Genomic DNA, 17179 nt, shown 5'->3' on the forward strand with positions numbered 1-17179 from the left:
CCCATGACAATGCAACAGCCGATACCTGTGCCGCCCCCTGACGAAGCGCCCACGCTGCCGGCGGAAGCCATCGCGCGCGTCACGCCGATGATGGAACAGTACCTTGAAATCAAGGCGGCGCATCAGGGCCTGCTGCTGTTCTACCGGATGGGCGACTTCTACGAGCTGTTCTTCGAGGACGCCGAGATCGCCTCGAAGACGCTCGGCATCGTCTTGACCAAGCGCGGCAAGCATCAGGGCGCCGACATCCCGATGTGCGGCGTGCCGGTCGAGCGTTCCGAGGATTATCTGCATCGCCTGATCAGCGCCGGCCACCGGGTCGCCGTGTGCGAGCAGACCGAGGATCCCGCCGCCGCCAAAGCGCGCGGCAACAAGAGCGTGGTACGCCGTGGCGTGGTGCGGCTGGTCACGCCGGGCACGCTGACCGAGGACACGCTGTTAGACGCGCGCGCCAACAATTATCTGCTGGCGATCGCGCGCGCCCGCGCCTCCGGTGGCGGCGACCGTTTTGGCCTCGCCTGGATCGACATCTCGACCGCCGAATTCACGGTGATGGAATGCTCTAGCGGCGAGCTCGCCGCAACGCTGGCGCGCATCAATCCGAACGAGGCGATCGTCACCGACGCACTCTACAATGACAGCGAGCTCGGACAGACCTTGCGCGAGCTGCCGGCGGTGACGCCGCTGACCCGCGACGTCTTCGATGGCGCCACCGCGGAAAAACGCCTGTGTGATTATTTCGCCGTCGCGACCATGGACGGGCTGGCGCAACTGACGCGGCTCGAAGCGACCGCCGCAGCCGCCGCCGTCACCTATGTCGACCGCACCCAGGTCGGCAAGCATCCGCCGTTGTCGCCACCCGCGCGCGAGGCCTCGGGCGCGACCATGGCGATCGATCCGGCCACCCGCGCCAATCTCGAACTGACGCGAACGCTCGCGGGCGAACGCCGCGGCTCGCTGCTCGACGCCATCGACCGCACCGTGACCTCGGCCGGCTCGCGCCTGCTGGCGCAGCGGCTGGCCGCGCCACTGACGGACGCGCCCGCAATCGCGCGGCGGCTCGATGCCGTCAGCGCCTTCGTTGCGGACTCCGCTGCGCGTGAAGACATCCGCAGCATCCTGCGCGGCGCGCCCGACATGTCGCGGGCGCTGGCCCGCCTTTCGGTCGGCCGCGGCGGACCGCGCGACCTCTCCGGCCTGCGCGACGGCATCATCGCCGCCGACCAGGTGCTGGCGCGGCTTTCCGAGCTCGACCAGCCGCCGCAGGAGATCGCGGTGGTGATGGCGGCCCTGCAGCGTCCGTCGCGCGAGCTCGCATCCGAATTTGCCAGCGCCCTTGATGAGCAGCTGCCGCTGATCAAGCGCGACGGCGGCTTCGTGCGTCAGGGCTACGAGCCCGCGCTCGACGAAACGCGAAACCTGCGCGACGCTTCGCGTCTTGTGGTCGCCTCGATGCAGGCGCGCTACGCCGATCATACCGGTGTGAAGGGCCTCAAGATCCGGCACAACAACGTGCTCGGCTATTTCGTCGAGGTCACCGCGCAACACGGCGACAAGCTGATGTCGGCGCCGCTGAATGCGACCTTCATCCATCGCCAGACGCTGGCGGGCCAGGTGCGCTTCACCACCTCGGAGCTCGGCGAGATCGAGGCCAAGATCGCCAATGCCGGCGACCGCGCGCTCGGGCTCGAGCTCGAGATCTTCGAGCGGCTGTCCGCGAAGGCGCTCGATATCAGCGACGATCTGCGCGCCGCTGCCCATGCCTTTGCGCTGCTCGACGTCGCGACCTCGCTGGCCAAGCTCGCGGTCGACGACAATTATGTGCGGCCCGAGGTCGATGGCTCCCTCGGCTTCGCGATCGAAGCTGGCCGCCATCCCGTCGTGGAACAGGCCTTGAAGCGCAATGGCGAGCCATTCATTGCCAATGCCTGCGATCTCTCGCCAACACCGGCGCAAAAATCCGGCCAGCTGTGGCTGCTGACCGGTCCCAACATGGCCGGTAAATCGACCTTCCTGCGCCAGAACGCATTGATCGCGCTGCTGGCGCAGATCGGCAGCTTCGTGCCGGCGACGCGCGCGCGGATCGGCATCATCGACCGCCTGTTCTCGCGCGTCGGCGCCGCCGACGACCTCGCCCGCGGCCGCTCCACCTTCATGGTGGAGATGGTCGAGACCGCAGCGATCCTGAACCAGGCCGGCGAGCGCGCGCTCGTGATCCTCGACGAGATCGGCCGCGGCACCGCGACGTTCGACGGCCTCTCCATCGCCTGGGCCGCGATCGAGCATCTGCACGAGAGCAACCGCTGCCGCACGCTGTTCGCCACGCATTATCACGAGCTGACCGCGCTCTCGGCAAAACTGCCGCGGATGTTCAACGCGACGGTGCGGGTGAAGGAATGGCAGGGCAATGTCGTGTTCCTGCACGAGGTGCTGCCGGGCTCGGCCGACCGCTCCTACGGCATCCAGGTCGCCAAGCTCGCCGGCCTGCCGCCGGCCGTGATCACGCGCGCCAAATCGGTGCTGGCGAAGTTGGAAGCCCAGGACCGCGGTCAAACCGCCCGGGCGCTGGCCGACGATCTGCCGCTGTTCGCGGTGCCCTCGCGCGCCGCCGCCGAAGCCGCGCCGCCGAGCGAGGCGGAGCTATTGATGGACGCGGTGAAGGCGCTGCATCCGGACGAGATGTCCCCGCGCGAGGCGCTGGATGCGCTGTATGCGTTGAAGGCCAAGCTGCCGAAGCAGTGACGATGCCGTAGAGTGGGCAAAGCGCAGCGTGCCCACCATTCAACGACCAATTCGCGGGAAGATGGTGGGCACGGCGCGCGAAGAGCGCGCCTTTGCCCACCCTACGACTTCTGCGCGCTTGGCTACGCCCTTGCCGCCATCGCAGCAGCTTCCGCGGCGGCGCGCTGCATGCTCGTCGACATCTCGTTCGTGACCGTGCTCTGCTCCTCGACGGCAGCGGCTGTCGAAGTGACGTATTCGCTGACGTTGTTGATGGCCTGCTTGATCGAGCCGAGCGCACTGACGACGTCGCCGGAGATGCCGTTGAGGCTGCCGATCTCCTGGCCGATCTTGTCGGTCGCCTGTCTCGCCTGATTGGCGAGGCTCTTCACCTCGGAAGCGACCACCGCGAAGCCGCGGCCAGCCTCGCCGGCGCGCGCCGATTCGATCGTGGCGTTGAGCGCGAGCAGGTTGATCTGACTGGTAATGCTGTTGATCATCTCGATGATGCCGCTCATCGCCTTCGCTGCCTCGGTCAGCCGCTGCGCCTGCGCGTCGGCAGAGGCAACCTGCTCCACCGCGCTCATCGCGGTCTCGCGGGACTTGGTCATCGCTTCGGAGATCTCGCGCACCGACGCGTTCAGCTCCTCCGAGCCTGCGGCGACCGATTCCATCATGCCGCGGACGCGCTCATTGCCCATGCGGACCAGCACCTGCCGCGTGGTGTCAGTGGCGTATTTCACGACCTTGAACGGCTTGCCGTTGAGATCGAGGATCGGGTTGTAGGAGGCCTGGATGTAGACCTCCTTGCCGCCCTTGCCGATGCGCTTGTATTCAGCCGCCTGGTACTGGCCGCGATTGAGCGTGGCCCAGAACTCGCGATAGGCAGCGCCGTCGCGCTCCAATGGCTCGACGAACATGCTGTGATGCTTGCCCTTGATCTCGGCCAGCGAATAGCCGAGCGTGCCGAGAAAATTGGCATTGGCGGTGATGATCGTGCCGTCCATGTTGAATTCGATCACGGCCTGCGCCTTGTCGATCGCCGAGATCTGACCAGCGAGGTCGGCGTTCTTCAGCTTCTCCGCGGTGACGTCGGTCGCAAATTTGGCAACGCCGAACGGCTTGCCGTTCTCGTCGAGCAGCGGGTTATAAGAGGCGAGGATCCAGACCTCGCGGCCGCCCTTGCCGATGCGTTTGTATTCGCCCGCCTGGAATTCACCGCGGTTGAGCCTGGCCCAGAATTCGCGATAGGCCGCGCTGTCGCGCTCAGCGGGGCCTACGAACAGGCTGTGATGCTTGCCCTCGATCTCGGCCAGCGAATAGCCGAGCGCCTGGCAGAAATTCTGGTTCGCAGTCACGATAGTGCCGTCGAGCTTGAACTCGATGACGGCCTGGGCGCGGCCGATGGCGGACACCTTGGAGGCTTCCGTCATGGCATTGATCTTCCTCGCGGTGATATCGGTCGCGATCTTCACGACCTTGATCGGCTTGCCGTCGCCGTCAAGCACGGGATTATACGACGCCTCGATCCAAATCTCGCGACCACCCTTTGCAATCCGCTTGAACTCCGCGGCCTGGAACTCGCCGCTCTTCAACGCGGACCAGAACGCCTTGTACGCCGCGCCGCCTCGCTGATCGGCGGGCACGAACATGGAGTGATGCTTTCCCTTGATCTCCCCCAGCCCATAGCCCAGGGCCTTCAGGAAATTCTCGTTCGCGGTGAGGATGGTGCCATCCAGTGCAAATTCGATCGTCGCCTGCGAACGGCCGATGGCGTCGAGCTGTGCCTGGGCATTTCCATGGGGATTACGACCAAACATCAAAACATCTCCAGAATGGATCGCATGGTGCCGCAGCGCAACGCGCCTCAAAGACAGGCGAGCGGACGCCCTCGGACAGACCGAGCGTTGGAATATGACTAGCTGTGAACTATGTGGGTCCGTTCACGCGTACAGAGGACCCGCCTTGATGCCCATGTCCGCCCAAACGCGGAAACGACAACCGACGAGTAGCTTTACGGGGAATGCACCAAATTTAGATTAATGCACCTATCGGAATCGGGCAGCCCATCTCCGAAGAAATACGGAGTGATGGAACCGAAAATGGCCGGCGGAAGAAACGGCCGAAACGCGAATTAGCAACGATCAAATCGATACTTAGCGACGTCGCGACATGAACGGATTGCGGCCCCGCGCGCACTTTTCCGCGCGACTACCGTCCAGGATGCTGCCCCATTAACGCAACGCCTTCCGGCGGCCGTCAGCGGCTCGCCCTGGCAAACGGCTCGATCAGCTTCAAGGTGGCGGCGAGGCGGATGCTGCGCTTGCCGGCGAGCGCGATCGCTTCCATGTCGGCGCCCTTGTCATCGCAGTGGCCGGAGAAGCCGATGCCCACCTCATAGCCACCGAACAAGGGATGCTCGCTCTTCGCCGGCGTGTGTTCCTGATTGACGAATTCGCCTTTCCAGCGACCGTTCGCCGAAGAATAGGCGCCAAGATAATAGAAGAAGGCATCGCCGCCGAGGATGCGGCCGTCGCGCAGCAACATCACGCCGGTATGGCCACCGGTAATTCCATCCAGCATCCGGATGTCGATCGAATAGAGTCCGCTGACGATGCCGCCCTCGCCGACCGCACCGGGCGGGGGAACGTCCTCGTCGCCGAGCGGCGTCATCACGGCGCGAAACACCGAGGCGTCCTCGACCACTTCTCCCTCGAAGCGGTAGAGCTTGCCCTGCGGTCGACCGCGAATGCTGATTGTGACGGCGTCGGAACTGACCAGCGACCTGTGCTGCGGCGACCGGCTGTGGCGCTTCGTCCGGAGCCTGGCGACGATTTCGCCTTCCACAATCTCGTAGGTGCCGAAGTGGGCGAAGGCCGTGTTGCCGCCAAGCATTTTCCCGGCATGGGCGTACAGCACGCTGCGGCCGGAGCCGTCGTTGATATCGTATTCGACCTTGTACAATCCCTCCACCGCACGCCCCGATCTTGCTCTGTTGCCAGTTTAGCGGGTCTGCCAGCCCGGGTAACTAACTATCCTGACGCAGGGTTGAGGTCCCAAGCGTAGCGTATCTCGCCTTACGAAGCGCGGCGCGGCTGATGCATCGGCCTCTTCCGTCGTCCCATCCACCACAGCGTCAGGTTCCAGCCGATGCAGGTGGCGAGTGCGCAACTCAAGCCGATCGGCGAGCCGAACTGCGTGACGGCGACGTGCAGCACCGCAATTGCCAGACCGAAGCCGAGCAGGCCCCAGGCGGAGTTGGCGAGCACGGCAGCGGTCGGCGGGCCGCCGATGCGCGGATGCAGGATCACCATCATGCTGGTGAACACGATCGGGTAGAGTGCGATGACGCCGCTCACCCGCGGGCCGACCCATCCCGAGGTCGAGACCACGATCGCAACCAGCGTCGCGACCAGCGAGGCGCGGAATGGAATGTCGTACCAGCGACGCGTCACCAGCGGCATCTTCACATGGCGGTATCGTGCGAGCAGCGGAATGCAGATGCCGAAGGCGACCAGGTTGACGGCGAGCCCGGCGGTCAACGTCCAGTCGAACAGGCGGATGATGGAGGCCAGCACGATCCACACCGCGACCGCGCTGCCCGCGCTCACCAGCAGATTGTTCCGCTGCGCCAGCACGACATAGGTGAGCCCAAGGACGATCGTCGCCGCGTTGACCGGAAGGCTCGACAGCGCGCCTTGCGCGATGAAGGCGGCATCATGGTCGAGCGCGAGGAAGACGTAGGAAGGACCGGCCGAGATCGGCAAGGTCGCCACCAGTCCGCCGATCACCGGACCGGTGCGCTCGGCAATGAACGACGCGGACACGACGAACGCCGCGGCGATCGCCATGCGCAGGACGAGGAGGATGATGAAGTGGAGCTCGGGGGGCATTTTTTTGCTTCTTACCCTGCCCTTGAGGGGGAGGGTCGGCTCATATGGAGCGTAGCGAAATATGAGACGGGGTCGGGTGACAGTCTCTCGACGGATACGGCGCCCGAGTGGAGAGATCACCCCACCCCGCTCGCGCTGCGCGCGATCGACCCTCCCCCTCAAGGGGAGGGTCAGGAAGTCACATCCGCTGCATCGACACCGAAACCTTCGGGCCGTTCTTGATGGTCTGGTAGACCACGCAATAGCGCTCGGTGAGTTTCAGGAGCAGATCAAGCTTGTCCTGCGGCGCGTCGGTGTCGACCTCGAAGCGCAGGCGGATCTCGGCGAAGCCGACCGGAGTCTCCTTGTCGACGCCGAGCGTGCCGCGGAAATCGAGATCGCCCTCGGCATAGACATTGCCGGTCTTGAGCGGGATCTCGATGGCGGTCGCGACCGATTTCAGCGTGACGCCGGCACAGGCAACCAGCGCTTCCAGCAGCATGTCGCCGGAGCAGAGCTCGAGGCCGGAGCCGCCGGTGGCCGGATGCAGGCCCGCCATCGCGATGGCGCGGCCGGTCTCGACCTTGCAGGCGATGCCTTCGCTGTCGGTCGAGCCCTTGGCCTTCAGCGTGATCATCGCGGTCTTGGGATCGGTCTTGTAGCGTTCCTTGATCGGGGCCTGCATCTGGCGCAGTGCTGCGGCGTCCATCTTGTTCTCTCCCGGAAAAATCGTCCCTCGATGTACCGGCTCAGAGAGAAAATGTCACCACCACATGGCCTGACCGGGACCCTGGGTTGCGTCACGGTCGGGCACGTTGCGGTCGAGCGAACGGTCGAGTGACGTCAGCACACTTCGCTTGAAATTCTCGAACAGCGGCGAATTGCGGTCGCGCGGCCGGCCCAGATTGATCTCGATCTGGTCGAACAGCCGGCCCGGCCGCGGCCGCATCACCAAAACGCGATCAGCCAGCACCACGGCCTCGTCGACGTCATGTGTGACGAGGATGAGTGTCGGCCGGGTGTCGGCCCAGAGGTCGAGCAGATGATCCTGGAGATCCCTGCGGGTGAAGGCGTCGAGCGCCGAGAACGGCTCGTCGAGCAGCAGCACTTCCGGCTGCGGCACCAGCGCACGCGCGATCGCGACGCGCTGCGCCTGCCCGCCCGAGAGCTCGCGCGGCCAGGCCTGCGCCTTATCAGTGAGCCCGACGCGGGCGAGCGCGCGCGCCACCTTCTCGCGCCGCTCGGCCGCGGGCAGGTCGGCAAGGCCGAAGCCGATATTGTCCGCGACGCTGAGCCAGGGCAGAAGCCGCGGCTCTTGGAAGATGATGCCGATTTTTGCGTGCGGCGAACTGATCGCCTCGCTGTCGAGCGTCACCATGCCTGCGCTCGCGCGATCGAGGCCGGCGATGGCACGCAGCAGCGTGGACTTGCCGCAGCCGGAGCCGCCGATGATGGCGACGATCTCGCCCTGTTTGATCTCAGCGGAGAATCGCGCCAGCGCCTGCACGCCGTTGGGATAGGTCTTGCTGACCCGGTCGAGCGCCAGCATCGCGTTACGCTCCCTTCGCGCGCCCGAAGGCGTCCTGCCAGCGCAGGAACGGCGCGGCCCCGACCTCGATCAGCCAGTCGGTGAGCTTGCCGAGAATGGCGAAGATGACGATCGCGGCCAAAATCTGCGCGGGCTTGCCGAGCTGCTGGCCGTCGAGCAGGAGATAGCCAAGGCCTTCGGAAGCGCCGATCAGCTCGGCCGCCACCACGAACATCCAGCCCAGACCAAGGCCGACACGCAAGGACACCACATAGGCCGGCAGCACCGCGGGCAGCAGGATGCGGCGGATCATGGCGAACCCGGAGAGGCGGAAGGTGCGACCGACCTCGACGATCTTGCGATCGACGGAAAGGATCGCGCCCATCACGCCGAGATAGACCGGGAAGAACACGCCGACCGCGATCAGCGCGATCTTGGAGGTCTCGAAGATGCCGAGCCAGAGAATGAACAACGGCACCCAGGCGAGTGAAGGGATCGCACGCAGCGCCTGCACGGTCGGATCGAGCAGCCGCCGCGCCAGCGACCAGTAGCCGGAGATGGCGCCGAGCACGGTGCCCGCGATCACGCCGAAAGCGAAGCCGAGGCCGACCCGCCATAGCGTCGCGGCGATGTGGCGGACCAGCTCTCCGGAGCGGGCGAGCTCGGTGATGGTCGCAAAGACGCGCGAGGGGGGCGGCACCAGACGGCCGTTGGACCAGCCGGACCACACCACCAGCTCCCAGCCGAGCGCGAGGATGAGCGGCAGCAATATTCCAAGCAACGGCCGCGCATAACGCGACAGCCGCGAGGGCGCGGCGGCGCTTTCGGCCGGTTCCGAGGTCTGTTGCAGGACTGGCGCGTCGGAGATCATGGCCGGTAGGAAGCGCGTCTGATCGGGGAATGCAAGGGCGCGCGGCAATCTCGGTTGTCGCCCCGGACAAGCGAAGCGCAGATCCGGGGCCCATAACCACAGGGCGATATGGTTACGGGGACCCGGAGTGACGGCCTTCGCGCCAAACCACGCCCTGTGGTTAAGGGTCCCGGGCTCGCTTCGCGCCCCGGGACGACAGTGGAGTTTGCCACGCACGCTTGCCGAACTAATTCGTCGGCAGCGGGACCTGGTCGTCGATCAAGGCATCCAGCGTCGCCTTCACATCGACCTTGGCGTCGACGACGCCGGCCTGCTGGAGGGCAAGGCCGGCAGCGAGGATCGACTCGCGCTGGGGTGCGCCGATGCGGCTGTGGGTGAGCTCGGTGCGCTCCTTGAGCTGCTTGTCGACGACCGCGTCCGGCAGCTTGGTCACGGCGATGAAGGTCTTCTTGAGATCATCGTAATTCGCCAGCGAATATTTGCGCGCCTCTTCATACACCGCGAGCACGCGGCGGGCGGCGTCCGGATAGTCCTTCAAGAACTGCTCGCGCACATTGAGGATGCCCCAGGTGTTGGCATCCGCCTTGCGATAGAACAGTTTTGCACCTTCCTCGACCTCGGCCTGCGCCATCATCGGATCGAGGCCGGCCCAGGCGTCGACGTCGCCGCGGATCAGCGCGGTCTTGCCGTCGGCGTGCTGGAGCAGGACCGGCGTGATGTCCTTTTCGGTGAGGCCGGCACCGAGCAGCGCGCGCACCAGGAAGATGTGCGGATCGGTGCCGCGCGTCACCGCGACGCGCTTGCCCTTGAGATCGGCAACGCTCGCGATCTTGGAATCCTTTGATGTCACCAGCGCCGTCCATTCGGGACGCGAATAGACGTAGATCGACTTGATGGGGTTCCCGTTGATCTTCGCCACCAGCGCCGCCGAGCCCGCGGTCGAGCCGAAATCGATCGAGCCGGCGTTGAGGAATTCGAGCGCCTTGTTGGAGCCGGCCGACTGCACCCAAATGATGCTGATGCCGTCCTTGGCGAACTCCTTCTCCAGCAGACCCTTCTGCTTCAGGACCATCGACACCGGATTGTAGGTCGCCCAGTCGATGCGGATTTCCTTGAGCGGATCCGCCGCCCGTGCCGCGGGGGTCATGGCGAGCGCAACAGCCCCCGCCAACAGAATGCGTCGTGTAATCCCGGTCATGCCCAGCCTCCTCAAAAACTTCATTGTTTTTCAATGAGTTATTTCTAGAGGTCAACGAGAAAATCGCTATCCCGAAAGCCCCTCGGCCGAGAACGATTTTGCCCGAGGCCGGCCTTTTCCAGCATGGAACGACTATTGCCAGAGAATGGCGGGTGACAGCGCCTGTCACCTCTTATATCCGGTGAGACATGGACAGCGTCGCGACTGAGCACAAGGCCGAGGTGGACGATCGCTTCGACACCGCGCGGATCACCGCCGCGGTCGATGCGCTTGCCGAGAAGCATCAGGGACGTGAGGACACGTTCCGCACCGCCATGGCGCAATTGCTCAAGGCCGAGCTGATCGCGGCGCGCGCCGCGGCGCAGGCGATCCTGCTGAAGGACCGTCACGGAAGGCGTTGCGCCGAGCGGCTGTGCCACGTGCAGGACGAGATCATCCGCATCCTGTATTCGGCGGCGACCCGGCATCTCTACCGCTCGCCGATCCCGAGCGGCGCGGAGCGCATGGCGGTGGTCGCGACCGGCGGCTATGGCCGCGGCCTGATGGCCCCGGAATCCGATATCGATCTCCTGTTTATCCTGCCCTACAAGCAGACCGCCTGGGGTGAACAGGTGGCTGAGGCCATTCTCTACTGTCTCTGGGACATGGGGCTGAAGGTCGGGCACGCCACGCGCTCGGTCGATGAATCGATCCGGCAGGCGCGCGGCGACATGACCATCCGCACCGCGATTCTGGAAACGCGCTTCCTGACCGGCGACCAGCCGCTCTATGACGAACTGGTCGCGCGCTTCGACAAGGACGTGGTGCAGGGCACGGCGTCCGAATTCGTCACCGCAAAGCTCGCCGAGCGCGAGGAGCGCCACCGCCGCGGCGGCCAGTCGCGCTATCTGGTCGAGCCCAACGTCAAGGACGGCAAGGGCGCACTGCGCGACCTGCACACGCTGTTCTGGATCGCCAAATACGTCTACCGCGTCCGTGATACCGACGAGCTGGTCGAGCGCGGCGTGTTCGACGCGCAGGAATACCGCACCTTTCGCCGCTGCGCCGACTTCCTCTGGTCGGTGCGCTGCAATCTGCACTTCTACTCCGGCCGCGCGGAGGAGCGCCTCTCCTTCGATCTCCAGCGCGAGATCGCGGTCCGGCTCGGCTACACCTCGCATCCCGGCATGCAGGACGTCGAGCGCTTCATGAAGCACTACTTCCTGGTCGCCAAGGAAGTCGGCAACCTCACCGCCATCCTCTGCGCCAAGCTCGAGGACCAGCAGGCCAAGCCCGCGCCGGTGCTGAGCCGGATGATGGCGCGGCTGCGCCCCGCCCCCGCGAAGCGCCGCGTCCCCGACAGCGACGACTTCCTCGTCGACAACAACCGCATCAACGTCGCCGCGCCCGACGTGTTCAAGCACGATCCGGTCAATTTGATCCGGATCTTCCGCCTGGCGCAGAAGAACAACCTCGCCTTCCATCCGGACGCGATGCGCGACGTGACGCGCTCGCTCGGACTGATCAACGCGCAGCTGCGCGAGAACCCGGAAGCCAACCGGCTGTTCATGGAGATCCTGACCTCCGACAACGCCGAGATCGTGCTGCGGCGGATGAACGAGACCGGCGTGCTCGGCCATTTCATCCGCGCCTTCGGCAAGATCGTCTCGATGATGCAGTTCAACATGTATCATCACTACACCGTCGACGAGCATCTGATCCGCTGCGTCGGCTTCCTGCAGGACATCGAGCGCGGCGGCATCGAGGAGTTCACGCTCGCCAGCGATCTCTTCCGCAAGATCCGGCCCGAGCACCGTGCGGTGATCTACATCACGACGCTGCTGCACGACATCGCCAAGGGACGGCCGGAGGATCACTCGATCGCGGGCGCCAAGGTGGCGCGCCGGCTGTGCCCGCGGCTCGGCTTCAGCGCGGCCGACACCGAGCTCGTGGCCTGGCTGATCGAGGAACATCTGACGATGTCCACGGTCGCGCAGTCGCGCGATCTCTCCGACCGCAAGACGATCGAGAATTTCGCTGCCGTGGTGCAGTCGGTCGAGCAGATGAAATTGCTCACGATCCTGACCACCGCCGACATCCGCGGCGTCGGCCCGGGCGTGTGGAACGGCTGGAAGGCGCAGCTCCTGCGCTCGCTCTACTATGAAACCGAACCGGTGCTGACCGGCGGCTTCTCGGAAGTCGACCGCGGCAAGCGCCTCACGGCCGCCTACGCCGAATTCCGCATGGCCTTCGCCGAGTGGCCGGCGGACGAGCTCGATGCCTATATCGGCCGGCACTATCCCGCCTATTGGCTCAAGGTCGAGCTGCCGCGAAAGATCCGCCATGCCCGCTTCGTCCGCTCCAGCGAACAGGCCGGCCACAAGCTCGCGATCAATGTCGGCTTCGACGAGGTGCGCGGCGTCACCGAGCTCACCATCTTCGCCGCCGACCATCCCTGGCTGCTCTCGATCATCGCCGGCGCCTGCGCCTCGGCCGGCGCCAACATCGTCGACGCGCAGATCTACACGACGACCGACGGCCGCGCGCTCGACACGATCTCGATCTCCAGGGAATACGATCGTGACGAGGACGAGGGCCGGCGCGCCACGCGCATCGGCGAGATGATCGAGGACGTGCTGGAAGGCAAGCTGCGTCTGCCCGAAGTGGTGGCGCGGCGCACCGTGCGCAGCAAGGCGCGGCCTTTCACGATCGAGCCGGAAGTGACCATCAACAACCAATGGTCCGACCGCTACACCGTGATCGAGATGTCCGGCCTCGACCGCCCCGGCCTGCTCTACGAGCTGACCACCGCGATCTCGAAGCTCAACCTCAACATCGCCTCGGCCCATGTCGCGACCTTCGGCGAGCGCGCCCGCGACGTGTTCTACGTCACCGACCTCCTGGGCGCGCAGATCAACGCGCCGACGCGCCAGTCCGCAATCAAGAGCGCGCTGACCCACGTGATGGCCGGCGACAAGGCGGTGCAGCCGGCGGCGTGAGGAGAGAGCTAAATCTCTACCCCCTCATGCCGCAGCAGCCAGCGCTTCCGCTCGAGCCCGCCGCCATATTTCACCAGCGAGCCATCCGCGCCGATCAGGCGGTGACAGGGCAGCACCACGCTGATCGGGTTTGAGCCGTTGGCATGGCCGACGGCACGAATGGCTTTGGGCATATCGATCCTTGCGGCCATCGCGCCATAGCTCATCGTGGTACCGGCAGGGATTTGCGCGAGCGCGGTCCAGACCCTTTGCTGGAAAGGCGTGCCGGCGATGCGCCATGCGACGCCCGAGAGCTGGCCGAGATCGCCTTCGAAATAACCCGACAGCGCCGTCCGCATCTCCGTCGGCGCAGGCAGATCGCTCAGATCCACGGCGCCGTATTGCAGGCGCAACAGCTCGCGCATGCGGTGCTCGTAGTCTTCCCAGTCGAGCGCACGCAAGGCGCCCTCGGCATCGGTGACGAGCAGCGCGATCCCGATCGGCGTCGTCAGGCGATCGAGGCCGAATCGTTCAGGCGGTTTGGTTGATCGAGCGGGCATTGCGACACCAGGCCATCGAAACACGCCATCGCACTTGCCATGCCGGCCGTGCTAACGTCCACCCGAAAGCTGACGCTTTGGGGGGCTCAACTTGATTCTGATCACCAATGTCCTGGTGGCGCTGGTCGCCGCACTGCACGCCTACTTCCTGATCCTGGAGATGTTTCTCTGGGACAAGCCGCTTGGCTTGAAGACATTCCGCAATACGCCTGAAAAGGCCGAGATCACGAAGGTGCTGGCGGCCAACCAAGGGCTCTATAACGGCTTCCTCGCCGCCGGCCTGATCTGGGGCCTCGTCCACGGCAACCCGGCCTTCGCATTCCAGATCAAGGCATTCTTCCTGCTCTGCGTGATCGTGGCCGGCGCCTACGGCGCGGCGACCGTCAGCACCCGCATCCTGCTCGTGCAGGCGCTGCCGGCGGCGATCGCGCTGGTTGCGCTGTTTCTGACCTGATTCTCGTGACCTGAGACGCTACGGCGCAGCGTCGCGATCCTTGCGCGGCGCCGGACCTTCCTCCACACTCTCCGGCAGCGATGGCGACCGTTGCAATCAACGGGAAAAGACCGTCGACCGGAAATTCCGTCAGGAGGAACAACCAAGATGAACAATCGCAGAGCCTTCATAGCTGCCACGGCGGCGCTCGCCTTCACGTTCTCCGCCAGCCAAGCCCCCTTCAATCAAGCCCTCGCCCAGAAGAAATACGACACCGGCGCGAGCGACACCGAGATCAAGATCGGCCAGACCGTGCCGTTCTCCGGCGCCTATTCCGTCTATGCCAATATCGGCAAGACCCAGGCCGCCTACTTCAAGATGATCAACGATCAGGGCGGCATCAACGGCCGCAAGATCAATCTGATCCAGTATGACGATGCCTATTCGCCGCCGAAGACGGTCGAGCAGGTGCGCAAGCTCGTCGAAGGCGACGAGGTGCTGTTCACCTTCCAGATCATCGGCACGGCCGCGAACGCCGCCGTGCAAAAATATCTCAACGGCAAGAAGATCCCGCAGCTGCTGGCCTCCACCGGCGCCGCACGCTTCAACGATCCGCAGAACTATCCCTGGACCATCGCCTACAATCCCAACTACGTGTCCGAGGGACGCATCTACGCCAAGTACATTCTCGCCAATCACCCCAATGCCAAGATCGGCGTGCTCTACCAGAACGACGACATGGGCCGCGACTATCTCGCCGGCCTCAAGAGCGGCCTCGGCGACAAGGCAGCCAAGATGATCGTCGGCGAGGTGTCCTACGAGGTCACCGACCCGACCGTCGACTCGCAGGTGGTCAAGCTGAAGTCGCTCGGCGCAGATCTTTTCTACGATGCCTCGACGCCGAAATTCGCGGCGCAGGCCATCAAGAAGGTGGCCGAGCTCGGCTGGACGCCGGTGCACATCCTCGACATCAATGCGAGCCCGATCTCGGCGACGCTGAAGCCGGCCGGCCTCGACATCTCCAAGGGCATCATCTCGACCCAATACGGCAAGGAGCCGAGTGATCCGCAGTGGAAGGACGATCCGGGCGTGAAGGCCTTCTTCGCCTTCATGGACAAGTATTTCCCCGAAGGCGACAAGCTCAACACGGTCAACACCTACGCTTATTCGGTCGCCGAGTTGCTGACGCAGGTGCTGAAACAGTGCGGCGACGACCTTTCGCGTGAGAACGTGATGAAGCAGGTCGCCAACATCAAGGACTTCACCCCGAGCTTCGCGCTGCCCGGCATCAAGATCAACACCGGACCGAACGACTATCGCGTCAACAAGCAGATGCAGATGATGAAGTTCAACGGCGAGCGTTGGGAGCTGTTCGGCCCGATCATCGAGGACAACGGCCCGGCGGGTTAGTAACTGCGTAGAGTGGATTAGCCCTGCAGATGCGCAAAGCGCATCTGCTCGGCGTAATCCACCTCTTCGACATCCGCGGCAGCAGAAGTGGTGGGTTACGCCTGGCGGACTGCGCTTCGCGCAGCCACAAGGCTAACCCACCCTACGAACTGCGCGTCTCCACCCACCTTGCGTTGCAGCAACGCCTCATCCACAATCGCCCTCAGCGGTGACGTCCTGTGCGCAAGAGCATCCGGGCAGATCATCGGCAATAACAAACTGAGGAAATTGCGAATGAGGAATGGAATGCTGCATCTGGCCACGGCAACGGCGCTAACCATTGCGCTGTCGGTCACCGCGGCCAGTGCCCAGAAAAAATATGATCCGGGCGCCAGCGACACCGAGATCAAGGTCGGACAGACCATGCCGTTTTCGGGACCGGCGTCGGCCTATTCGTCGATCGGCAAGACCCAGGCCGCCTATTTCAAAATGATCAACGACCAGGGCGGCATCAATGGTCGCAAGATCAACCTGATCCAGTATGACGACGCCTATTCGCCGCCGAAAGCCGTGGAGCAGATACGCAAGCTCGTCGAGAGCGACGAGGTGCTGCTGACTTTCCAAATCATTGGCACGCCTGTGAACGCGGCCGTCCAGAAATATCTCAATTCCAAGAAGGTGCCGCAGCTGTTCGCAGCGACCGGCGCCTCGAGGTTCACCGATCCAAAGAACTTTCCGTGGACCATGGGCTACAATCCCAACTACTTCGTCGAAGGCCGAATCTACGGCCAATACATTCTGAAGCAGCATCCGGACGCCAAGATCGGCGTGCTCTATCAGAACGACGACCTCGGCAAGGACTATCTGAACGGCATCAAGGCCGGCCTCGGCGACAAAGCCGCCAAGATGATCGTGACCGAAGCGTCCTACGAGGTCTCCGATCCGACCGTGGATTCGCAGATCCTCAAGATCAAGGACGCCGGCGCCGATTTGTTCTTCAGCGCCACAACGCCGAAGCAGGCCGCACAGGCGATCAAGAAGATCGCCGAAATGGGCTGGCATCCGATCCAGATCGTCGACATCAACGCCACCTCGGTCGGTGCGGTGCTGAAGCCGGCAGGCCTTGATGCGGCCAAGGGCCTGATCAGCGTCAACTACGGCAAAGAACCGCTCGATCCAACCTGGAAGGACGACGCCGGCCTGAAGAAGTATTTTGACTTCATGGCGAAGTACTATCCGGACGGCGACAAGGACTCGAACTTCAACACCTATGGTTATGGCACAGCCCAGCTCCTGGTCCATGTGTTGAAGCAGTGCGGTGACGATCTGACGCGCGAGAACGTCATGAAGCAGGCGGCGTCGCTGAAGGACGTCACCAGCGATATCGCGCTGCCCGGTATCAAGGCCAACACCTCGGCGACCGACTACCGCGTTAACAAGCAGCTTCAGATGATGAAGTTCAACGGCGAACGCTGGGAGCTGTTCGGCCCGATCCTGGAGGACGCGGGCCCGATCGATTAGTTCTCGGAAACAACTGCCTCAACGACGTCATGCCCGGGCTTGTCCCGCCTGCGCGGCCGAAGCCGCTTCGGCGCGGCGAAGGCCCGGGCATCCACGTTCTTGGAGCGGCAAGGCAAGGGCGTGGATGGC

At 64.4% G+C, this 17179-nt stretch carries 13 protein-coding genes; 5 read left to right on the top strand and 8 right to left on the bottom strand.

Annotated elements, in window-relative coordinates; all coding sequences use genetic code 11:
• Window positions 1-3 precede the first annotated feature (3 nt).
• Window positions 4-2742, top strand: coding sequence for a DNA mismatch repair protein MutS (mutS, locus tag AB7290_RS42115; RefSeq protein ID WP_085404055.1), 2739 nt, complete (start codon window positions 4-6; stop codon window positions 2740-2742).
• Window positions 2743-2864: 122 nt separating this feature from the next.
• Here the strand turns inward: mutS and AB7290_RS42120 are convergent, their stop codons facing one another.
• From AB7290_RS42120 to AB7290_RS42150, 7 genes are all read right to left on the bottom strand, one after another.
• The gene (locus tag AB7290_RS42120; RefSeq protein ID WP_094184378.1) at window positions 2865-4541 is read right to left on the bottom strand and encodes a methyl-accepting chemotaxis protein; all 1677 of its coding nucleotides are present in this window, start codon (window positions 4539-4541) and stop codon (window positions 2865-2867) included.
• A gap of 439 nt (window positions 4542-4980) precedes the next feature.
• Complete coding sequence (locus AB7290_RS42125) at window positions 4981-5694, bottom strand: GrlR family regulatory protein (protein WP_441254483.1); 714 nt, start codon at window positions 5692-5694, stop codon at window positions 4981-4983.
• A gap of 104 nt (window positions 5695-5798) precedes the next feature.
• Window positions 5799-6614 carry a hypothetical protein gene (locus AB7290_RS42130; RefSeq protein ID WP_085404058.1) on the bottom strand — a complete coding sequence of 272 codons (816 nt, stop codon included), beginning with the start codon at window positions 6612-6614 and terminating at the stop codon, window positions 5799-5801.
• A gap of 178 nt (window positions 6615-6792) precedes the next feature.
• On the bottom strand, window positions 6793-7302 hold the full coding sequence (locus tag AB7290_RS42135) for an OsmC family protein (protein WP_028149375.1): 510 nt from the start codon (window positions 7300-7302) through the stop codon (window positions 6793-6795).
• 54 nt (window positions 7303-7356) lie between these two features.
• Window positions 7357-8142, bottom strand: a complete 786-nt coding sequence (locus AB7290_RS42140; RefSeq protein WP_085404059.1) for an ABC transporter ATP-binding protein — start codon at window positions 8140-8142, stop codon at window positions 7357-7359.
• 4 nt (window positions 8143-8146) lie between these two features.
• Window positions 8147-8992 (bottom strand): ABC transporter permease, encoded by an 846-nt coding sequence (locus AB7290_RS42145; RefSeq protein WP_085404060.1) that lies wholly within the window; start codon window positions 8990-8992, stop codon window positions 8147-8149.
• A 226-nt stretch (window positions 8993-9218) separates the two neighbouring features.
• Window positions 9219-10190: an aliphatic sulfonate ABC transporter substrate-binding protein gene (locus tag AB7290_RS42150; protein ID WP_014491109.1), complete on the bottom strand. Its 972-nt coding sequence runs from the start codon at window positions 10188-10190 to the stop codon at window positions 9219-9221.
• 188 nt (window positions 10191-10378) lie between these two features.
• On the opposite strand from AB7290_RS42150, the gene AB7290_RS42155 reads away from it, so the two are divergent.
• Window positions 10379-13168: a [protein-PII] uridylyltransferase gene (locus AB7290_RS42155; protein WP_071909009.1), complete on the top strand. Its 2790-nt coding sequence runs from the start codon at window positions 10379-10381 to the stop codon at window positions 13166-13168.
• An 8-nt stretch (window positions 13169-13176) separates the two neighbouring features.
• On the opposite strand, the gene AB7290_RS42160 is transcribed toward AB7290_RS42155, so the two are convergent.
• Complete coding sequence (locus tag AB7290_RS42160) at window positions 13177-13707, bottom strand: methylated-DNA--[protein]-cysteine S-methyltransferase (protein ID WP_085404061.1); 531 nt, start codon at window positions 13705-13707, stop codon at window positions 13177-13179.
• Between the two features lie 97 nt (window positions 13708-13804).
• Here AB7290_RS42160 and AB7290_RS42165 point away from each other — a divergent pair, with 97 nt between their 5' ends.
• From AB7290_RS42165 to AB7290_RS42175, 3 genes are all read left to right on the top strand, one after another.
• Window positions 13805-14161, top strand: coding sequence for a DUF1304 domain-containing protein (locus AB7290_RS42165; RefSeq protein WP_187388035.1), 357 nt, complete (start codon window positions 13805-13807; stop codon window positions 14159-14161).
• Window positions 14162-14308: 147 nt separating this feature from the next.
• On the top strand, window positions 14309-15550 hold the full coding sequence (locus tag AB7290_RS42170; RefSeq protein ID WP_085404062.1) for an ABC transporter substrate-binding protein: 1242 nt from the start codon (window positions 14309-14311) through the stop codon (window positions 15548-15550).
• Between the two features lie 273 nt (window positions 15551-15823).
• Window positions 15824-17050 carry an ABC transporter substrate-binding protein gene (locus AB7290_RS42175; RefSeq protein WP_085404063.1) on the top strand — a complete coding sequence of 409 codons (1227 nt, stop codon included), beginning with the start codon at window positions 15824-15826 and terminating at the stop codon, window positions 17048-17050.
• The last annotated feature ends 129 nt before the right edge of the window (window positions 17051-17179 follow it).

It is taken from the genome of Bradyrhizobium sp. 613_E4_N2_2, assembly GCF_052075995.1.
Taxonomy (GTDB): Bacteria; Pseudomonadota; Alphaproteobacteria; order Rhizobiales; family Xanthobacteraceae; genus Bradyrhizobium; species Bradyrhizobium barranii.

Coding starts and splice junctions, on each gene's coding strand:
- mutS (WP_085404055.1), top strand. CDS start 4: ATGACAATGCAACAGCCGATACCTGTGCCGCCCCCTGACGAAGCGCCC.
- AB7290_RS42120 (WP_094184378.1), bottom strand. CDS start 4,541: ATGTTTGGTCGTAATCCCCATGGAAATGCCCAGGCACAGCTCGACGCC.
- AB7290_RS42130 (WP_085404058.1), bottom strand. CDS start 6,614: ATGCCCCCCGAGCTCCACTTCATCATCCTCCTCGTCCTGCGCATGGCG.
- AB7290_RS42135 (WP_028149375.1), bottom strand. CDS start 7,302: ATGGACGCCGCAGCACTGCGCCAGATGCAGGCCCCGATCAAGGAACGC.
- AB7290_RS42140 (WP_085404059.1), bottom strand. CDS start 8,142: ATGCTGGCGCTCGACCGGGTCAGCAAGACCTATCCCAACGGCGTGCAG.
- AB7290_RS42145 (WP_085404060.1), bottom strand. CDS start 8,992: ATGATCTCCGACGCGCCAGTCCTGCAACAGACCTCGGAACCGGCCGAA.
- AB7290_RS42150 (WP_014491109.1), bottom strand. CDS start 10,190: ATGACCGGGATTACACGACGCATTCTGTTGGCGGGGGCTGTTGCGCTC.
- AB7290_RS42155 (WP_071909009.1), top strand. CDS start 10,379: ATGGACAGCGTCGCGACTGAGCACAAGGCCGAGGTGGACGATCGCTTC.
- AB7290_RS42160 (WP_085404061.1), bottom strand. CDS start 13,707: ATGCCCGCTCGATCAACCAAACCGCCTGAACGATTCGGCCTCGATCGC.
- AB7290_RS42170 (WP_085404062.1), top strand. CDS start 14,309: ATGAACAATCGCAGAGCCTTCATAGCTGCCACGGCGGCGCTCGCCTTC.
- AB7290_RS42175 (WP_085404063.1), top strand. CDS start 15,824: ATGAGGAATGGAATGCTGCATCTGGCCACGGCAACGGCGCTAACCATT.